Below are 18,623 nucleotides of genomic sequence, written 5' to 3' on the forward strand. Positions count from 1 at the left end.
GAGCTATCGAAAGGGTGACAGGCGCACCCCGGGCATCCGAGACTCATTCTCACTGAGTGGGATGCTCGTCGCGCAGGATTCGGGTCAGATCCGCCGCGGCCTGCGTCACGAGCGCCGCGAGCCGCCGCTCGTCGGCTCTTTCCAGCCGCACGACCATGCCGATGGCCGCGGGCGGAAGCCCCGCGACCTTGCCGAGCGGGGCCGCGACCGAAATGTTGCCGAGGGTCATCTCTTCCCGCGTCGTGGCATACCCGCGCCGTCGCGCCACTGCCAACTCGCTGCGCAGCACGTCTTCCGTCGTGATGGAGTGCGTCGTCTCGCGTACGAGCGGCGTCGAGAAGTACTCCGCAAGCCAGTCCTCGTCGCGCGTGGCCAGCAGCGCTTTGCCGACCCCGGTCGTGTGGAGCGGGTGCCGGCCGCCCATCCGGCTGAGCGTGGGAATGGATGTCTGACCCGTCACCCGACCCACGTACAACGCCGTGGCGCGCTCGGGGGTCGGCGCATCCAGTACCGCCAGGTGGACGTTCTCGGCCGTCGCCTCGTACAGGCGCACCATGAGCGGCAGCGCCGTCTCACGCAGGCGCACCGAAAGCGGCGAGAGCTCGCCGAGCTCCCACAGACGCACGCCGATCGTGTAGCGATGACCCGGGGCGCGGGCGAGCAGTCCGAGCGTCGTCAACCGGGTGAGTAGACGGTGCAGCGTCGACGTAGCCAGGCCCGTGCGCTCGGCGATAACGGCGGCGGAGAGGGCCGGCTCGTCATCCGAAAAACACTGCAACACGTCGAGGGCACGCTCGAGGACGCCCTCGCCCCCTTCATCGCTGCGCATCGTCGCTTCCCCTCCCTCACCGAGGCTATCCCGCCCCTCCGTGGCCCGCTCCCCTGGCAGTAGTCGGGGTTGAGCCCCGTCTGAGGCCCCGACAACTGCCAGGCGAGCAGCCCTGATCGGCCCGTGAGAGGGTGAGGGCATGGCGAACTCGCCGACGGGCGACACGATGGCGGAGCGCATCGTGCGCGTGCTCGACACCTTCAGCGCCGACCGCACGCTCCAGACCGCGGCGCAGATCGGTCGCCGTTCGGGGCTGCCGTCATCCACCGCGCATCGGATCGTGGACGAGCTGGTGCGCGCCGGCCTGCTCGAGCGTGACGACGAACACCGCGTCCGCCTCGGCATGCGGTTGTGGGAGCTCGCGCTGCGCGGATCGAGCGCGCTGCGGCTGCGTCAGGCGGCGCTCCCGTTCATGACGACCGTGCAGGCCCGCGTGCGCGAGCACACGCAGCTCGCGGTGCTGGAACAGGACGAGGCCCTGTTCGTCGAGCGCCTCTCACATCCCGAGGCGGGTGCCAACATCACGCGCATCGCCGGGCGACTGCCCCTGCACGCCTCGTCCTCCGGACTCGTCTTGCTCGCCTACGGACCCGACGAGCTACGTCGACGCGTGCTCGGCGGTCCGCTCGTTGCCGTCTCGACCGAGACCATCACGGATCGGGCCGTGCTGGCGCGGGTGCTCGACGACATTCGGCGCGTGGGCTACGTGGTCGCGCCCGGGTCGATCGAGAGCGTTTCCACGGGCATCGCCGTGCCGATCAGGGATGCCCGAGGCACGGTCGTCGCGGCCCTGTCGATGGTCCTCCCCCGCGATGCCCCGACGGTCGGCCCGCTCGACGAGCTCCGCCGGGCCTCCGCAGGCATCTCCGCAGCGCTGGCGGCTGACCGTCCCTAGTCCTGCCGCCTCCGCGCGAGACTTCAGCTCTGTCACCTTCCTGCCGCGATGGAGCGACACATGTGAAGTCTCGCGCCACGCCGCCGGAGAGCGGGCGCCCATTCAATGGGAAGATGGATGCGCGACGGACGAGGGGGCAGGATGCTGGGGCAACACCCCGTCGAAGGAGACGCCACCATGACCGAGACCGTCCGCACCCGAGTCGCGATCGTCGGAGCAGGACCCGCCGGCCTCCTCCTCTCCCACCTCCTCGCCGCCGCGGGCATCGAGTCGGTCGTGATCGACCAGCGCACCCGCGACGAGATCGAGAGCACGATCCGTGCGGGAATCCTCGAGAACGGGACGGTCGACGTACTCACCTCGTCGGGCGCCTCCGATCGGGTCCTGACGGTCGGGCACCGCCACGACGGCATCGAGTTGCGCTTCGACGGCGAGGGCCACCGCATCGACTTCCCCTCATTGACGGGACGCAGCGTTTGGCTCTACCCCCAGCACGAGGTGCTGAAGGACCTGATCGCCGCGCGTCTCACCGGCGGCCAGGACCTGCGCTTCGGCGTCACGGCGCTCCGCGTCGAGGGTGCCAACGCCGATCGCCCACGGGTGTTCGCCGAGGATGCCGAGGGCACGGCTTTCGAGATCGACGCTGAGTTCGTGGTCGGCGCCGACGGCTCCCGCAGCGTCGCCCGCGCGGCCGTCACCGGCTCGTCGACCGGCGGATACTTCCGCGAATACCCCTTCGCCTGGTTCGGCATCCTCTGCGAGGCGCCGCCGAGCTCGGAAGAACTCATCTACAGCAGCTCCGCCGAGGGATTCGCGCTCATCAGCCAGCGCAGCGCGACCGTGCAGCGCATGTACTTCCAGTGCGACCCGAACGCCGACACCGAGGCGCTGAGCGAAGACGAGATCTGGGAACAGCTGCAGATCCGCGTGCCCGGCACGACCCTGCAGCAGGGGCCGATCTTCCAACGCGACGTGCTGCGCTTCCGGAGTTTCGTGGCACATGAGCTGCGCGCGGGCCGTGTCGCCCTCGTCGGCGATGCCGCCCACACGGTGCCGCCCACGGGCGCGAAGGGCATGAACCTGGCCGTGGCCGACGTGCTCCTTCTCGAACGCGCCCTCCGAGCGCTGTTGCTCGAGAACGACGAGCGCTTGATCGACAGCTACGCCGAGACGGCCCTGCAGCGCATCTGGAAGGCGCAGCACTTCTCGTGGTGGATGACGAGCATGCTGCACGTCGCGCCGGATGCCTCGGACTTCGACCGTCTGCGCCAGGTCGGCGAGCTGCGGAGCGTCGTGGAGTCCGAGGCGGGTCGGACGTACCTGGCCGAGGCGTACACGGGCTGGCCGCTCGCTTTCGCCGGCCTCTGAGCGGACGTCTTTTTCGACTCGTTGCGCCCACTCAACGAACGGGAGCAGACACGCGCACGCCGCGACGCGTCGACTAGAGTCCGGTGATCATGAGCTCCGACGACGTCCACACCGACCCGTCGGGCACGGCGAGGAAAGCTGACCCGGGCGCGCCCGGCGTGAGCAGGCCCGCCGCGGGCCTCACGCTCCTCGTCGCCGTCTGTCTCGTCGCGGCGAATATGCGCCTGAGCATCACCGCGGTCGGGCCGCTGCTCGATCAGATCGGCACGGACACCGGGCTCTCGGTCGGCACGCTCGGCCTGATCGCCGCCGTGCCGCTCATCGCCTGGGCGGCCGTTTCGCCGTTCGCGCTGGGGCTCAGCCTTCGATTCGGGATGTCCCGCGTCGTGCTCGGCTCGCTCGTCGTGCTCTTGGTCGGCACGATCGTGCGCTCGCTGCCCGGCCCGCTCATCAGCCTGTGGCTCGGCACTGTACTCATCGGCCTCGCTCTCGCGATCGCCAATGTCCTGATGCCCGCCGTCATCAAGCGAGACTTTCCCGCCCGCGTGCCCCTCGTGATGGCGGCCTACACGGGCCTGCTCGGTGGCGTCGGGGCCATCTCGTCGGGCGTCGCGGTACCCCTGTCTTTCCTCGGCGACGAGCAGTCGGGCTGGCGTATCGCACTGCTGATCACCGGCGCCGGCCTCCTGATCCCGGCGATCGGGGTGTGGGCGTGGGCCACGCGTGGCCACCACGCCGTGCACCTCGCCCGTCCCCTCACCACACGCTCCCGTACGGGAATCTGGCGCGACACGCTCGCCTGGCACGTCGCGGCGTACATGGGCTTCCAGGCGGCGACGTTCTACATGATGCTGACCTGGCTGGCCGCGATCTCGACCTCGATCGGACGATCCGAGGTCGTCGCCGGCTTCGACGTCATGATCTACCAGCTGACGACGATCGTCGGCTCGATCATCGTTCCGCTCCTGCTGCGTGGACCCGCCGAGCGCTTCGTCCCCGCCGCGATTCCCGTCGTCGGCATGGCGGGGATCGCGGGCCTGATGATCGCTCCCGAGGGCATAGTCGTCTGGGTCCTGATCGCCGGCCTCTCCTCGGGCGCGTCGCTGAGCATGGCCCTGACCCTCATGGCGCAGCGAGCGCGGACATCGGATGCATCGGCCGCCCTCTCGGGAATGGCGCAATCCGTCGGCTATCTGATCGCCGCCACCGGGCCGGTGCTGTTCGGTTGGCTGCACGCGGGGCTCGGCGGCTGGAACTTCTCGCTCGCGCTGCTCATTCTCGTGCTCGTCGCACAGTCGGTGACGGGCATGTTCGCCGGGCGGCCGAGGTTCGTTCTCGAGTCACGAGCCACGTCGACGCAGAGCTGATCGACCAACCGATCAGGCCACGCGCTCGCCGCACATCCCACACACACCGGTGGGCGGCACCTCGACGAAACACGTCGGGCAGACGGGTGCGATCCGCTCGGGCACGGCCGGCCGGCGGGGCGCTGCGGCCCGTGCCGCGCGTGCGGTCGAACGTCGCAGACGGGCATCGGGCTCGGACTCGACGGGGGCTGGCGGGGGCGGCAGATGCAGCGCGCAGTGGAAGCGCACGACACCGGCGTGACTCTTCGGATTGCGGCGCTTGACGGCCCACAGCTCGGTGCGATCACGAGGCTCGGAGGCGATTCCGCACTCGGAGCAGCGGGTGGGCTCTCCCGGGATGAGGTCCGCGACGAGCACGGGAACGTCGAAGGGGAGGTCTTCGCGCCAGTCCGACGATCCGGTGATCTTCACCTCTCCACGGTACGCGTACGGCGGGTGCGCCGACTACCGCCTAGAACACGGGCCGTCGGTGGCTTCTACCGTCGTGCGCTACTACCGTCATGCGGTGCCGCGCCATGGGATGCTCGCATGCAATGAAACACGTCGATGCTTCGTCAGCGCCGCTCGGTGGACCGCCGCCGCTCGCTTCGGTGTGCGGCCACCTTCTGCGGCGCGCCCAACAGGTGCACAACGCCCTGTGGTTGGCCCACGTCGGAGCGGATCCGACGAGCCCCCAGTATGCCGTGCTCGAGGCGATCGCCGCAGCCCCCGGCCTGGATCAACGGCGTATCGGCGAACTGGCCTCACTCGACAAGTCATCGATGATGGACATTGTCGACCGGCTCGTGCGACACGATTGGATAGAGCGTCGCCGCGACCCGTCCGACGGACGCCGGGACGTGCTCCTCCCCACGTCCGAGACGATCACCGCCCTGCGGCGACTCCGCCCCCGAGTCAGCGTGGTGCAAGAGTTGCTCGTCCGTCCACTGGATGAGTCACCCGCCGCGGGCTCGCGCACCGACTTCCTGCGCGGTCTCGCGCGTGTGGCCCGTGTTTCGCCCGCGCAGGACCCGTCCGCGCCGCTCCACATCCCCGGCCACCTTCTGCGCCGCGCACAGCAGGTACACACGGCGCTTTTCGCCGACGAGTTCGACCGTGAGCTGACGGGTCCGCAGTACGCCGCACTGCAGACGATCGCCGAGCACCCGGGACTGAGTCAGGCCGAACTCGGCGCGCACGCCGCTCTCGACAAGTCCACCGCTGCGGACCTCGTGCAGCGCCTCGCGCGGCGGGGGCAGATCGTCTTGGGCGTCGACACGGAAGATCGGCGGCGCCGCACTCTGACAGTCGCGCCAGACACCGAGCGAACGCTGGCCGAGCTCGCGATGCGCGTCGCGCGGGTGCAGCACACCCTCCTCGGGCCTTTGCCAGAGTCCGACCGCACCGCTTTTCTTGCCGCGCTCAGGCCGATCGCCTACCGGGCCGATACGCCCGACGAGTTGGCGTAGCGCCCGTCACACGCCGGGCGGGACGGATCCGTCGGTCACCGCCGTTTCTCACCCGACCGACGGTTGCGCAAACTCACCGCCGTGCCATACGCTCCGTATACGTACTAATTCCGAGGGCCAAACCCCTCTGCGTACGAAGCCACACCCTCACGAGGAGCGACGATGCAGTCCTACCTGAACGGTTTCCACACCGGAGACCCCGAGATCCCCCCAACCGACCCTGCCTCCGCGAACCCACGGGAGCTGCCCGAGACGGTGGATGTGCTCATCGTCGGCACCGGCCCCGCGGGGTGCGTGCTCGGCGCCCAGCTATCGGCGTTTCCGGGCATCAGCACCCGGATCATCGAACGACGCGGTGGAGCGCTCGAGCTCGGACAGGCCGACGGAATCGCGTGCCGCTCGATGGAGATGTTCGAAGCCTTCGGGATCGCGGATCAGATTCTGCGGGAAGCCTGCTGGGTGAACGAGACGGTTTTCTGGCGTCCCGACACCGGCGACCGCTCGCGCATCGTGCGGAGTGGACGTGTTCAGGATGTCGAGGATGGGCTCTCGGAGTTTCCGCACGTGATCCTCAACCAGGCGCGCGTGCAGCATTTTCTGCTCGATCGGATGGAGCGCTCACCCCGGCGACTGGTGCCCGATTACGGTGTGGAGTTCGTCGGATTGATGGTCGATGACTCCGCGGAGCACCCGGTTGCGGTGCGCCTGCGCGACGCCGACGGAACGGAGCGCGTGATCCGCGCCCGATATGTCGTCGGATGCGACGGAGCGCGCAGTGGGGTGCGCGAGGCCATCGGACGGACGCTCCGCGGAGATTCCGCCAACCAGGCCTGGGGTGTCATGGACATCTTGGCGGATACCGACTACCCAGACATCCGGTTCAAGTCGGTCATCCAATCCGCCGATGCAGGAAACATGATCATCATCCCCCGGGAGGGCGGATATCTCGCCCGGCTGTATATCGAGATGGACGAGCTCGACCCGGGAGAGCGCGTGCGCGGGCGTTCGATCACGTCGGACGATCTCGTCGCGGCGGCGCAGCGCATCTTCCACCCGCACACCCTCGATGTACGAGAGATCGCCTGGTGGTCGGTCTACGAGATCGGTCAACGGCTCACCGACAAGTTCGACGATGTTCCGGACGGCGCCGTCGATACGCGCGACCCGCGGGTCTTCATCGCCGGCGACGCGTGCCACACGCACAGCCCCAAGGCGGGCCAGGGAATGAACGTGTCAATGCAAGACGCGTTCAATCTCGGCTGGAAGCTCGCCGCGGTTCTCGAGGGGCGAGCGCGCGCCGAACTGCTGCACACATACTCCGCCGAGCGCCAGGCGGTTGCCGCGCGCCTGATCGCGTTCGATCGCGAGTGGGCGGCGATGATGAGCGCGAAGGCCACCGATGACGATTCGCAGACCGGCGTCGATCCCGCGACGCTCCAGCGCCACTTTCAGCAAGCCGGTCGCTTCACCGCCGGTATGGCCACGCACTACGAGCCCGCACTTCTCACGGCCGAGCCGACCTGGCAGTCGCTGGCCACCGGATTCCCGATCGGCGAACGTTTCCACTCCGCCCCCGTCACCCGCCTGGCCGATGCGCGGCCGCTCCAACTCGGCCACGTCGCCCGTGCGGACGGGGCCTGGCGCCTGTATGCCTTCGGTGACGCGCTCCCGATCGACCACCCCGACTCGGCGCTCCGGGCGCTGTGCGACGCGCTCATCGCACCCGGCGGCGCGGTGACCCGTTTCACCCCACCGGGCGCCGACCCCGACTCGGTCTTGGACGTCCGGGGCATCCTTCAACAGGACCACAGCACGGTCGACGTCGGGGCGCTCCCCGAACTCCTGCGACCACGCAAGGGCCGATACGGACTCCTGGACTACGAGAAGGCCTTCACACCCGCGCGCACCGACGACGACATCTTCGACGACCGCGGCATCGACCGCGAGACCGGATGTCTCGTGCTCGTCCGTCCGGATCAGTACGTTGCCCACGTGCTGCCGCTGGATGCCGACGCGCTCGGCGAGTTTCTCGCGCGCTTCATGGTAGCCGCGGATAGCGCCCTGGTGACGCCGTCACCCGTCCGCGGATAGGCCGGAAACTCCAGGGAACGCGCGGAATCCGACCCGGCGGTCACGCTTCCGGCGGCACCGCCGTCGCGAGGGCATTCAACGCCTCGGCGAGCGCGGCGATCTCCGTCGAGTCCAGAAGGGCGAGCATATCGAGCTCGCTCTTCTGGGCCACCACGCGGGCTGCGGCGAACTTCTCCCGGCCCTCCGGTGTCACGACCACCACGTTCACCCGACGGTCGTTCGGGTCCGGCTCGCGGCGCACAAGGCCCCGTGTTTCCAGCTCGTCGATGATGGAGACGATCTGGCTCGGATCGAGGCGCAGGAACTCGGAGAGTTCACGCTGCGTGGGGCGGGCATCACTCGCCGCCACCCCCAGCACCGAGTAGGACCTCACCTTGAGCCCGTGCATCGCGAGGGCTTCGTTCGTCGTCGCCAGAGAGATGGCGTTCGCACGCGCAAGAAGGAACGATATGTCGCCCCCGACGGTCGTCTCCCACAGCCGCTCCGGCCCCGGCGACGTCGATGGCGCGGCCGTACCGCGTAGCGCTGGCATGACCGAATGCTAACTCACCTAATGCCGGAAGAGAATCATTGACAATGTCAATCATTAAGGATTCAATGGATCCGACGACAAGGGAGTCCGCATGTCACTAGCAGGTAAAGTCGCCATCGTCACGGGCTCGGGACGGGGCCTGGGGTTGGCCTACGCACAAGAACTTGCTCGTCAAGGCGCTACGGTCGTCGTCAACGATGTGGACGCAGATGTCGCCGCCGAAGCCGTCGCCTCGATCGAAGCCGAAGGCGGTCGCGCGGTCGCGGTCGTCGCACCGGTCGGGTCGACCGAAACGGCTGATCGACTCGTGCAGGTCGCTGTCGATACGTTCGGTGGCCTCGACATCCTCGTGACCAACGCCGGCGTCCTGCGCGACACCGTGCTGTGGAAGATGAGCGACGAAGACTTCGATCTGGTCATCAACGTGCATCTCCGTGGCACCTTCACCTGCGTGCGCGCCGCCGCGACCTACATGCGCGAGAACAGCGTCGCCGGGCGGATCATCTGCATCGGATCCCCCACCGGACAGCGCGGAAACTTCGGTCAGACCAACTACGCCGCCGCCAAGGCCGGCATCGTGGGCATGGTGCGAACGTGGGCGCTCGAACTCAAGCGCGCGGGAATCACGGCAAACACGGTCATCCCCGTGGCCGCGACGGCCATGACCGCGACGATCCCGTATTTCGCCGCCGCCGTCGAGGCATCAGATCGCGGCGAGGCGATGCCCGCATTCTTCCGCCACGACCTCGGTTTCGGCACCGCCGACGACGTCGCCGGACTCATCGCGTACCTCGCCTCGGATGCAGCGGCCGACGTAACTGGTCAGGCAATCGGCGTCGGCGGGGACCGCCCCCAGCTCTGGTCGCACCCCGAGCCCGTGGCGACCGAGTACCGCGAGGGCGGTTGGACGTACGACAGTCTCGTGGAGCAGTTCCCGGCACTGATCGGAGGCCAGCTGCAGAGCGTGGGCGAGACGTTCCCACCCCTACCTGAGGACCTCCAACCCACAACCACGCCGTAAGCGCCCACGGTTCTTTCCGCTGACACGGACCCTCGCGATGGAGCGAACATGACCCGGTACGAATCCACCATCGACCTCGATGCGATCGAGGCGATCGACGTGCACGTTCACGTCGAGATCGACGGCCACGGCCACACCTCGCTGCCGAACGACCTCGCCGAAGCCGCCGCGAAGTACTTCAGCTCCGACGGTCCGCGGCCGGACATCGACGGCATCGCCGCGCACTACCGCGAACGCAAGATGGCAGCCGTCGTCTTCACCGTCGACTCCGAAACGAACCTCGGGCATCCGCCGATCTCGAGTGTCGAAATCGCCGAAGGGGCGGCGCGCAACAACGACGTCCTCATCCCGTTCGGCTCGGTCGACCCAAACCGAGGACCGGAGGCGATCGATATTGCGCGGCGTCTGATCGACGAGAACGGCGTACGCGGGTTCAAGTTCCACCCGACGGTGCAGCGTTTCGATCCCAGCGATCCCGTTCATTTCCCGCTCTACGAAGCACTGCAGGAGGCGGGAGTCGTCGCGCTCTTCCACACGGGTCAGACCGGGATCGGGGCCGGCATGCCCGGCGGGCGCGGGCTGCGCCTCGGGCTGTCGAACCCGATGCTGCTGGATGACGTGGCGGCGGAGCATCCGGACCTACAGATCATCATGGCGCATCCTTCCGTGCCGTGGCAGGACGAGGCCCTGTCGGTCGCAACCCACAAACACAACACCTGGATCGACCTGTCGGGGTGGAGCCCGAAGTACTTCCCCGCCGAGCTTGTGCGCGCGGCGAACTCGTACCTGAAGAAGCGCGTGCTGTTCGGCTCCGACTTCCCGATGATCGCCCCCGACAGGTGGATCCGGGACGTGGAGCACACCACCCTCAAGCCCGAAGTCATGCACGGGATCATGAAAGACAACGCCGCCCGCCTGCTGGGACTCGGGAGCGCAGAATGAAGATCGAACCAACCCCGCTCGGCTACGACCCGTATGGGTTTGCCGAGACGCACCTGTCGCCCGCGGCGCGGGAAATGCTGGCGCGGCTGGCCGAGACGCTCCGCACGCAGGTTGCCCCGCTGATGAACGACGCATGGGAGACGGCGACCATGCCCGCGGGTGTGCTCGACACGCTCGTTCCGCTCGATCTGATGAACCCGGCGGGAGTCACCCCCGAGGAGGCGTCGACATCGATGTTCGCGGGTTTTCGCACGCTGGTGCTCGCGCGCACGGATGTCTCGGTCGTCACCGTCTACAACGCCCAGGCCGGGCTCTTCCGTGCGGCCGTCGCCCTCGGAGGTTCGCCCGAGCAGGCGGAGCATCTCGAGGCCGACGTGCGCTCCTTCGCACTGAAGGGCGTGTTCGCGCTGACTGAGCCCGAACACGGCTCGGACATCGCGGGCGGCCTCGCCACCACGGCCCGGCGCGAGGGCGACGAGTGGGTCATCGACGGCACCAAGAAGTGGATCGGCGGGGCAATTAGCGCTGATGTCATCGCGGTGTTCGCGCGCGATGTCACCGACGGCCAGGTCAAGGCCTTCTTGGTCCCTCGGACCACGCCCGGGGTCCGCATCGAGACGATCACCGGCAAGATCTCGCTCCGTCCCATGCAGAACGCCCTCATCCACCTCGACGGCGTGCGCGTCACCGACGCGGACCGCCTGCAGTCCGTGAACTCCTGGAAGGATGTCGCGCGCATCCTCGGGTCCATGCGCGCCGACGTCGCCTGGATCGCGGCGGGATTGCAGTCCGGGGCGCTCGAGGCCGTCGTACGGTACACCCGCGAGCGCGAGCAGTTCGGCCGTCCCATCGGGGGCTTCCAACTCGTACAGGAAAAGCTCGCCCGGATGCTCGGCAACACGGTCGCCTCTCTCGCCATGGCGGTGCAGCTCTCGGCGCGCCAGGACGCCGGAGCGGCCGACGACGAGAACTCCGCCCTCGCCAAGATGCAGACGGCCCTCATGGCCCGCGAGACCGTGGCCCTCGGACGCGAAGTACTCGGCGGCAACGGCATTCTGCTCGAGAACGACGCGGCCCGCTTCTTCGCGGACGCCGAAGCGGTGTACTCGTACGAGGGCACCCACGAGATCAACGCACTCATCGTCGGGCGCGGCCTCACTGGCCTGTCCGCATTCGTCTGACCATCAAGGAGAACCACGTCATGACCCTCATCGCTTCGTACACCGAACTCGCCGGGCTCGCCGGCGCCGAGATCGGCCCGTCGGACTGGCTCGAAGTCACGCAAGAGCGCGTGGACACGTTCGCGGATGCCACGGACGACCACCAGTGGATTCACGTCGACCCGGATCGCGCAGCCGAAGGACCGTTCGGTGGGGCCATCGCGCACGGCTTCCTGAGCCTGTCGCTCATCATCCCCCTGCAGACCCAGGTCTTCGACGTCGAAGGCGTCTCGACCAAGGTCAACTACGGCCTCGACAAGGTGCGATTCGTCTCTCCCGTCAAGGTCGGCGCACGCATCCGGTTGACGGGCACCATCGCCGAGGTCATCGAGGTCGCGGGCGGGTACCAGCTCGTCGTCGACATCGTTATCGAAACCGAGGGCGGCACCAAGCCCGCGGTCGTCGCGCGGAGTCTGCAGCGCTTCTACGCCTGAGCGGCGTCATCACAACTGAATACCTCGCGCCACCAACAGTCACAAAGGAGTTACTGAAATGCGAAAGTCACACCTCTCCGCACTCGCAGCGATTGCCGCAGCGGGTCTCATGCTGGCCGGATGTTCATCCGGAAATCTCTCCGGCGAATCCGCGGCTCCGTCCGACGACACCATGTCGGAAGAACTCATCCCGATCACCGTCGGACTGCTGCAGATCGCCCCGGCTGCCGCCGTGCAGCTCGCCATCGACGAGGGGATCTTCGAGGAACACGGGCTCGACGTCACCATCCAGCTGGGACAGGGCGGCGCCGCCCTCCTGCCCGCCGTGTCGAGCGGATCGATCCAGTTCGCCGTCGGCAACCCGCTGTCGGTGCTCGTCGCCGCCAGTCAGGGCCTCGAGATGCAGATCGTCGCGGGCTACTCGCACCAAGACCTGGGCGTACCCGCCTCGGGCCTGGTCGTGCGCTCCGACTCGGGGATCGCGAGCTGGAAGGACCTCGAAGGCAAGACCGTGGCTGTCAACGCGGTCAACACCCTCGGAGACCTCGGCACGATGGGACTCGTCGAGCAGGACGGCGGCGACCCCGAAGCCGTCCAGTTCACCGAGATCGCCTTCCCCGACCAGCTCGCGCAACTCGAGCAGGGCAACATCGACGCCGCCTGGATTCCCGAACCGTTCATCAGCGGGGCGCTCGCCATGGAGGGCATGGAGTACCTCGGCAACACGTTCGATGTGATCCCCGGCCTGTACTCGACGGTCACGTTCACGTCAGCCGCCTATGCCGAGGCGAACCCCGAGATCGTAAAGGCGTTTGCGGCCGGAATCGCCGACGCGACCGCGTTCGCGATGGAGAACGATGACCTCAACCGCGAGGCGATCGTCGCGTACACCGGCATGCCCGCCGAGGTCGTGGGCGACCTGGAGCTCGAGGTTCTCTCGGGTGACCTCGACCGGGGAATCCTCGAAGAGCTCACCGCCCTCGCGCTCTCATACGGGTTCCTCGAGAGCGAGCCGGACCTCGACGCAGTCATCGCGGTTCCGTAGTCGACTGTCCGGCGCCGTGCTGTCCCGGCGGCGCCGGACGTCCACCCCATCCACACACTCGAGGAAGAGCAGTCGTGCAGAATCAGGGAATCGGCCCATGGGTGTCGCGTCGGCGTGAACGCTCGAAAGGCGATATCGCGATCACCTTCCGCGGTGAGCAGATCCGGTACGAAGAGCTCGCCGACCGGATCACCCAGCTCGCGAACGCGCTCGCGGATCGCGGCGTCCGCAGCGGCGACCGGGTCGCATACCTCGGGAACAACCACCCGTCATTCCTCGAGACGCTTTTCGCGACGGCAACCCTGGGTGCGATCTTCGTGCCCCTGAACACCCGCCTCGCGGCACCCGAGATCGAGTTCGCACTCGAGGACTCCGGTGCCACCACACTCATCCTGCGAGAAGAGCTCCGCGACCTCGCGCGAGCCGGAAGCTGGCCTACCGGGGTGGTCCGCCGCATCGTCGTGGGCGGCCCCGCCGACTCGGCGGTCGAAGAGTACGACGCGGTCCTCGCATCCGGCGACCTCACCGCGCGCGACGAGCCGGTCACGCTCGACGATCCCGCGATCATCCTCTACACCTCCGGCACCACCGGCCACCCGAAGGGTGCCGTCCTCACACACGGCAACATCACCTGGAACTGCTTCAACGCGCTCGTGGATTACGGGATCACCGGCGACGAGCGCGTGCTGCTGATCTCTCCCCTCTTCCACGTCGCAGCCCTCAGCATGGGGGCGTTGCCCGTGCTGCTGCAGGGCGGAGCCGTCATCATCCACGAGAAGTTCGATCCGGGCGCGGTGCTAGCCACGATCGAGAGTGAGCAGATCACGATGCTTTCGGGCGTGCCGACGACGTTCCAGATGCTGCAGGAGCACGCGGCGTGGGACAGCACCGACATCAGCACCCTCCGACACTTGACGTGCGGCGGTTCGACGATGCCCGAACGGATGCTGCGGGCATACGAAGAGCGCGGGCTGGCTTTCTCGTGCGGCTACGGCATGACTGAGACCGCACCGGGTGCGACCGCCATGCCGCCACGCGCGAGTCTGGCCAAGATGGGCTCCTCGGGGGTCTCGCACTTCTTCACAGACGTCAAGATCGTCGACGAGAACGGTCGCACCGTCGCCCCGGGCGAGGTCGGTGAGATCTGGGTCAAGGGCCCGAACGTGATCACGGAGTACTGGCGCCGCCCCGAGGCGACGGCTGCCGCTTTCGTCGACGGCTGGTTCCGCTCCGGCGACCTCGGCTATGTGGACGAGGACGGATACATCTTCATCTCCGACCGGCTCAAAGACATGATCATCTCGGGTGGCGAGAACATCTACTCTGCCGAGGTCGAGGGTCGCATCATGGAGCTCCCCTCGATCGCCGCGGTGGCGATCATCGGGGTACCCGATCCGAAGTGGGGCGAAGTCCCTGTCGCGATCGTCGCCCTCAAGCCAGGCGAGTCGCTCGAGTCGGGCGCAATCGCCGAGCACCTGTCGGGCCGCCTCGCGCGCTACAAGATCCCCAAGCGGGTCGTCTTCGTCGACGAACTGCCGCGCACGGCGAGCGGCAAGGTGCGCAAGGCCGACCTCCGCGCCCGCTTCGCCGCCGAACTCGACACGGAACTCGCGGGACGCTGAGAGAGGGACGCCGATGACCATCGCACCGCCCGACGACGGCCAGACCGTCACCACGACCGTCGCGATAGCGCGTGCCCGCACCCGAAAGCGCAGCTACCGCTCGCGCCGCGCGATCTTGGGCGGAACAGGCATCCTGATCGTCCTTCTGCTGTGGGAAGGTGCCTCACGGTTCGGGCTGGCGGATCCCCGCTACCTGCCCCCACCGACCGAGGTGATTCCCCGGCTCGTCCAGGTGCTCACGCTGGGCGACTTCTGGGTCGCCGTGGGACAGACCCTTTTCGCCTGGGGCCTGGGCCTCGGCATCGCCCTCGTGCTGGCTACCGTGCTCGGCATCGTCATCGGGCTGTCGCCGTTCCTGCGGCGATTCACTAACTCCACGGTCGAGTTCCTCCGCCCCGTCCCCTCCGTCGCACTGATCCCGCTCGCGGTGCTGCTGTTCGGCCTGCGGATCGAGGCCAGCCTGCTGCTGATCGTTTACGCCGCGTTCTGGCAGATCTTCATCCAGGTGCTCTACGGCGTCGCCGATGTCGACACCGTCGCGATGTCTACGGGCCGGAGCTACGGCTTCTCGAAGTGGCAGCGCGTGCGCGACATCGTCTTCCCGACTACCCTCCCCTATCTCATGACCGGTATCCGCCTGGCGGCGGCGGTGGCACTGATCCTCGCGATCACCGCACAGCTGATCATCGGCACGCGGGACTCGGGGCCGAGATTCTGAAGGCGCAGAACGGCGGACAGTACTCCACCATGTATGCCCTGCTGCTCGCGACCGGCTTTCTCGGCATTCTCATCAACACGGGCGCTCGCATCCTCGAGCGCGCGACGCTGTCGTGGCATCAGTCGGTCCGAGGGGAGGCGGCGGAATGAGAAAGCCACTCGTCTGGATCGGGTTCACCTTCGGCCTACCAGTCATCCTGATCAGCCTGTGGTGGCTCGCCACGGCGATCTCGCCGAACTTCTTCTTCCCGAGCCCGGGCGAGATCCTCGTCACGTTCTTCGAGACGTGGTTCGGTCCACGACTCTGGCTGGACGTGCTGCCGAGCATCATGCGCTTCGGTATCGGTGTCGTCATCGCCATCGTTCTCGGTGTGCTGGTGGGCGTCGTCGTCGGCCTCAACCGGGACCTGCGCTCGCTCACCGAGCCGACGTTCGAGTTCTTCCGTGCCCTTCCCGCGCCCGTGCTGATCCCGCCGCTGCTGCTGCTGATCGGCCCGAACGACGCGATGAAGATCTTCATCATCGCCTTGGCATCGATCTGGCCCGTTCTGCTCAACACGGTCGAGGGCGTGCGCGCAGCCGACTCGGTGCAGAACGAAACGAGCCGCTCGTACGGCATCCAGGGTTTCCGACGGGTGCGCTTCCAGGTGTTGCCCGGCGCAGCGCCGCAGATCATGGCCGGGGTACGACAGTGCCTGCCGATCGGACTGATCCTCATGGTCATCTCCGAGATGTTCAACACGACCGCGGGCCTTGGCTTCACGATCATCCAGTTTCAGCGCACCTTCGCGATTCCCGAGATGTGGTCGGGCATCCTCGTGCTGGGACTTCTGGGCTACGGCGTCGCCGTCGTCTTCCGAATCTTCGAGCGACGCATCCTGCGTTGGTACCACGGACTGAAGGACCTCGAAAATGCTTCCTGACACCTCCGCTCCCCTCAACACCGTCTCGCACGGCCGGACCCTCCCGCCGGAGGAAACGCTGCTGTCGGTGCGCGGGCTGCAGAAGATCTACGAAACCGACGGCGGGCCGATCGAGGCCGTCCGCGACCTGACTTTCGATCTGGGCAAAAACGAGCTCACGTGCCTCGTCGGTCCGTCGGGCTCGGGCAAGACCACGCTGCTGAAATGCATCGCTGGCCTGCTCTCGCCCACGAGCGGCGACGTCGTGCTGGACGGGAAGAGGGTGACCTCACCCCCGAAGAAGATGGCCGTGGTCTTCCAGGAGTACGGCCGCTCGCTCTTCCCCTGGCTGCGTGTCGCCGAGAACGTCGAGCTGCCGCTCAAGAATGCGGGTATGCCGAAGGAGGAGCGCTCACGCCTCGTCGCCGAGGCCCTCGACAACGTCGGGCTCTCTCACGTGCCGAAGTCCTATCCGTGGCAGCTCTCGGGTGGAATGCAGCAGCGCGTCGCGATCGCCCGGGCGATCGCGTACCAGCCCGAGGTTCTCCTGATGGACGAGCCCTTCGCAGCCGTCGACGCGCAGACCCGTGCCGACCTCGAAGACCTCGTGCGCAAGGTCCGTAAGGAGCTCGGGATCTCGGTGCTCTTCGTCACGCACGACATCGACGAATCCGTCTACCTCGGCAACCGCGTGATCATGCTCTCGAGCTCGCCCACAATCGTCCAGGAAGACCTCATCGTCGACCTCCCCGACGAGCGGGATCAACTCGAGACCCGGTCGATGCAGCGGTTTACCGAGCTCCGCCACCACGTGTACGAGCAGATCCAGTTGGCCAAAAAGGGATTCCGCCCGGACGACGCCGTGGCGCAGTCACGGGGGTGACATCCGCCGCAGCACCGACCCCCCGGGGCATCCGGCCGGGACTCATGGTCGTGCTCGGCTACGTCGCGATGGCCGGGTCGCTCTCGACCGACCTCTACCTGCCGTCGTTCCCCGGAATCATGGAGGACCTCGGGGTCGGGGCCTCGGCCGTGCAGCTGACTCTCACCGCTTTCCTGCTGGGCGCCGCCATCGGGCAGCTGCTGATCGGGTCGGTATCGGACGCGCTCGGTCGGCGGCGCACCCTCACCGTCGCGCTCGCCGTCTTCACCCTGTGCTGCTACGTGGCCTCGATGAGCCCGACGCTCGAGGTGCTCGTCGCGGTGCGGGCAGTACAGGGGGCGGCGGGGGCGGCGGGGGTCGTGCTGGCGCGCGCGATCGTCTCCGATCTGGCGGACCGCGCTGCGGCCGTCCGCGCCTTCGGCACCCTGTTCGTCTTCATCGCTCTGGGTCCCGCGATCGCCAGTCCGCTCGGCGCCTTGCTCACGCAGTGGGGTGGGTGGCGCACGGCGCTGCTGGGGCTCGCGATCATCGCGACCGGGATGCTGCTGGCCGCGATGCTGAAGATCCCGGAGACCCTCCCGCGAGCGTCGCGGCATCCCCTGACGATCCGCGCTCTGGTGACGAACGTGAGCCGACTGCTGCGTGACAGCGGCTACCTCGGGTACGCCATCGCCTTCGCGGCGGGGTACGGGGCCCTGATGGCGTACATCAGTTCGTCCTCGTTCCTCGCACAGGAGGTCTTCGGCGTCTCGCCGCTCGGTTATTCGCTGATCTTCTCGCTGAGTTCGGTCGCCATCATGTTCGGGGCGGCGATCACCGCACATGTGGGCGACCGGATCGGTGCGGCATCGACGCTGCGCTACGCCCAGCTGCTGGTGTTGCTCGCCGCAGGATCCGCGGCCGCCATCGCCACGGTGGGTGTCTTGACACTGCCGGTCTACATCGTGCTCGTCTGCGTCTTCGCGGTGGGCTGCGGCGCCGTCATGTCGACCGCGTCGGCGCTCGCGGTCGGCGCGGCCGTCGGGATCGCGGGCGCGGGATCGGCGGTGCTCGGCTTCACGCAGTTCGTGTTCGGCGCGGGCGCGTCACCGTTGGGTGGAATCCTCGGAACCCAGACGCCCGTTCCCGCGCTCGCCGCGATGGCCGGGTTCGCCGTGATCGGCCTGATCAGCGGCGAGGTCGGGCGCCGACGCACCCACGGTTCCGCTTATCCCGAAATCCCGGAATCGTCGACATTCGGGCGAACGCGGGACCGCGCGGACGGCGCGGACGGCGCGGTCCGCGCGGGATAATGGCGAGACCGAAGC

Annotated in this window: 18 protein-coding genes; 15 read left to right on the forward strand and 3 right to left on the reverse strand. The window is 67.8% G+C overall.

Going from position 1 to position 18,623, the window contains the following annotated elements:
• Positions 1-49: 49 nt before the first annotated feature.
• Positions 50-829 (reverse strand): IclR family transcriptional regulator, encoded by a 780-nt coding sequence (locus ACXZ1E_RS07555; RefSeq protein ID WP_458042747.1) that lies wholly within the window; start codon positions 827-829, stop codon positions 50-52.
• 139 nt (positions 830-968) lie between these two features.
• Between ACXZ1E_RS07555 and ACXZ1E_RS07560 the strand changes: the two genes are divergently transcribed.
• The 3 genes from ACXZ1E_RS07560 (at position 969) to ACXZ1E_RS07570 (ending at position 4,459) form a co-directional block, all read left to right on the forward strand.
• Positions 969-1,724, forward strand: coding sequence for an IclR family transcriptional regulator (locus ACXZ1E_RS07560; protein ID WP_458042748.1), 756 nt, complete (start codon positions 969-971; stop codon positions 1,722-1,724).
• A gap of 177 nt (positions 1,725-1,901) precedes the next feature.
• On the forward strand, positions 1,902-3,092 hold the full coding sequence (locus ACXZ1E_RS07565; RefSeq protein WP_458042749.1) for a 4-hydroxybenzoate 3-monooxygenase: 1,191 nt from the start codon (positions 1,902-1,904) through the stop codon (positions 3,090-3,092).
• An 89-nt stretch (positions 3,093-3,181) separates the two neighbouring features.
• Complete coding sequence (locus ACXZ1E_RS07570) at positions 3,182-4,459, forward strand: MFS transporter (RefSeq protein ID WP_458042750.1); 1,278 nt, start codon at positions 3,182-3,184, stop codon at positions 4,457-4,459.
• A gap of 12 nt (positions 4,460-4,471) precedes the next feature.
• On the opposite strand, the gene ACXZ1E_RS07575 is transcribed toward ACXZ1E_RS07570, so the two are convergent.
• Positions 4,472-4,870 carry a glucose-6-phosphate dehydrogenase gene (locus tag ACXZ1E_RS07575; RefSeq protein ID WP_458042751.1) on the reverse strand — a complete coding sequence of 133 codons (399 nt, stop codon included), beginning with the start codon at positions 4,868-4,870 and terminating at the stop codon, positions 4,472-4,474.
• A 122-nt stretch (positions 4,871-4,992) separates the two neighbouring features.
• On the opposite strand from ACXZ1E_RS07575, the gene ACXZ1E_RS07580 reads away from it, so the two are divergent.
• Positions 4,993-5,907 (forward strand): MarR family winged helix-turn-helix transcriptional regulator, encoded by a 915-nt coding sequence (locus ACXZ1E_RS07580; RefSeq protein WP_458042752.1) that lies wholly within the window; start codon positions 4,993-4,995, stop codon positions 5,905-5,907.
• A gap of 162 nt (positions 5,908-6,069) precedes the next feature.
• Positions 6,070-7,998, forward strand: coding sequence for an FAD-binding monooxygenase (locus ACXZ1E_RS07585; RefSeq protein ID WP_458042753.1), 1,929 nt, complete (start codon positions 6,070-6,072; stop codon positions 7,996-7,998).
• A gap of 40 nt (positions 7,999-8,038) precedes the next feature.
• Here the strand turns inward: ACXZ1E_RS07585 and ACXZ1E_RS07590 are convergent, their stop codons facing one another.
• Complete coding sequence (locus ACXZ1E_RS07590) at positions 8,039-8,530, reverse strand: MarR family winged helix-turn-helix transcriptional regulator (protein WP_458042754.1); 492 nt, start codon at positions 8,528-8,530, stop codon at positions 8,039-8,041.
• A 91-nt stretch (positions 8,531-8,621) separates the two neighbouring features.
• Between ACXZ1E_RS07590 and ACXZ1E_RS07595 the strand changes: the two genes are divergently transcribed.
• The 10 genes from ACXZ1E_RS07595 (at position 8,622) to ACXZ1E_RS07640 (ending at position 18,608) form a co-directional block, all read left to right on the forward strand.
• On the forward strand, positions 8,622-9,551 hold the full coding sequence (locus tag ACXZ1E_RS07595) for an SDR family oxidoreductase (protein ID WP_458042755.1): 930 nt from the start codon (positions 8,622-8,624) through the stop codon (positions 9,549-9,551).
• Between the two features lie 48 nt (positions 9,552-9,599).
• A complete protein-coding gene (locus ACXZ1E_RS07600; RefSeq protein ID WP_458042756.1) occupies positions 9,600-10,493 on the forward strand; it encodes an amidohydrolase family protein in 894 nt (297 codons plus the stop codon).
• On the forward strand, positions 10,490-11,674 hold the full coding sequence (locus tag ACXZ1E_RS07605; RefSeq protein WP_458042757.1) for an acyl-CoA dehydrogenase family protein: 1,185 nt from the start codon (positions 10,490-10,492) through the stop codon (positions 11,672-11,674). The genes ACXZ1E_RS07600 and ACXZ1E_RS07605 overlap by 4 nt, the downstream gene beginning before the upstream one ends.
• A gap of 20 nt (positions 11,675-11,694) precedes the next feature.
• Positions 11,695-12,147: a MaoC family dehydratase gene (locus ACXZ1E_RS07610; protein ID WP_458042758.1), complete on the forward strand. Its 453-nt coding sequence runs from the start codon at positions 11,695-11,697 to the stop codon at positions 12,145-12,147.
• A 58-nt stretch (positions 12,148-12,205) separates the two neighbouring features.
• Entirely contained in the window at positions 12,206-13,192 is a 987-nt protein-coding gene (locus ACXZ1E_RS07615) for an ABC transporter substrate-binding protein (RefSeq protein WP_458042759.1), read from the forward strand.
• Between the two features lie 74 nt (positions 13,193-13,266).
• Positions 13,267-14,814: an o-succinylbenzoate--CoA ligase gene (gene menE, locus ACXZ1E_RS07620; RefSeq protein ID WP_458042760.1), complete on the forward strand. Its 1,548-nt coding sequence runs from the start codon at positions 13,267-13,269 to the stop codon at positions 14,812-14,814.
• 13 nt (positions 14,815-14,827) lie between these two features.
• On the forward strand, positions 14,828-15,532 hold the full coding sequence (locus ACXZ1E_RS07625) for an ABC transporter permease (protein WP_458042761.1): 705 nt from the start codon (positions 14,828-14,830) through the stop codon (positions 15,530-15,532).
• Between the two features lie 145 nt (positions 15,533-15,677).
• Entirely contained in the window at positions 15,678-16,454 is a 777-nt protein-coding gene (locus tag ACXZ1E_RS07630; RefSeq protein WP_458042762.1) for an ABC transporter permease, read from the forward strand.
• Entirely contained in the window at positions 16,444-17,316 is an 873-nt protein-coding gene (locus tag ACXZ1E_RS07635; protein ID WP_458042763.1) for an ABC transporter ATP-binding protein, read from the forward strand. The genes ACXZ1E_RS07630 and ACXZ1E_RS07635 overlap by 11 nt, the downstream gene beginning before the upstream one ends.
• Positions 17,313-18,608: a Bcr/CflA family efflux MFS transporter gene (locus ACXZ1E_RS07640; RefSeq protein WP_458042764.1), complete on the forward strand. Its 1,296-nt coding sequence runs from the start codon at positions 17,313-17,315 to the stop codon at positions 18,606-18,608. The genes ACXZ1E_RS07635 and ACXZ1E_RS07640 overlap by 4 nt, the downstream gene beginning before the upstream one ends.
• The last annotated feature ends 15 nt before the right edge of the window (positions 18,609-18,623 follow it).

The sequence above is a fragment of the Pacificispira sp. HM-600 genome (genome assembly GCF_977993705.1).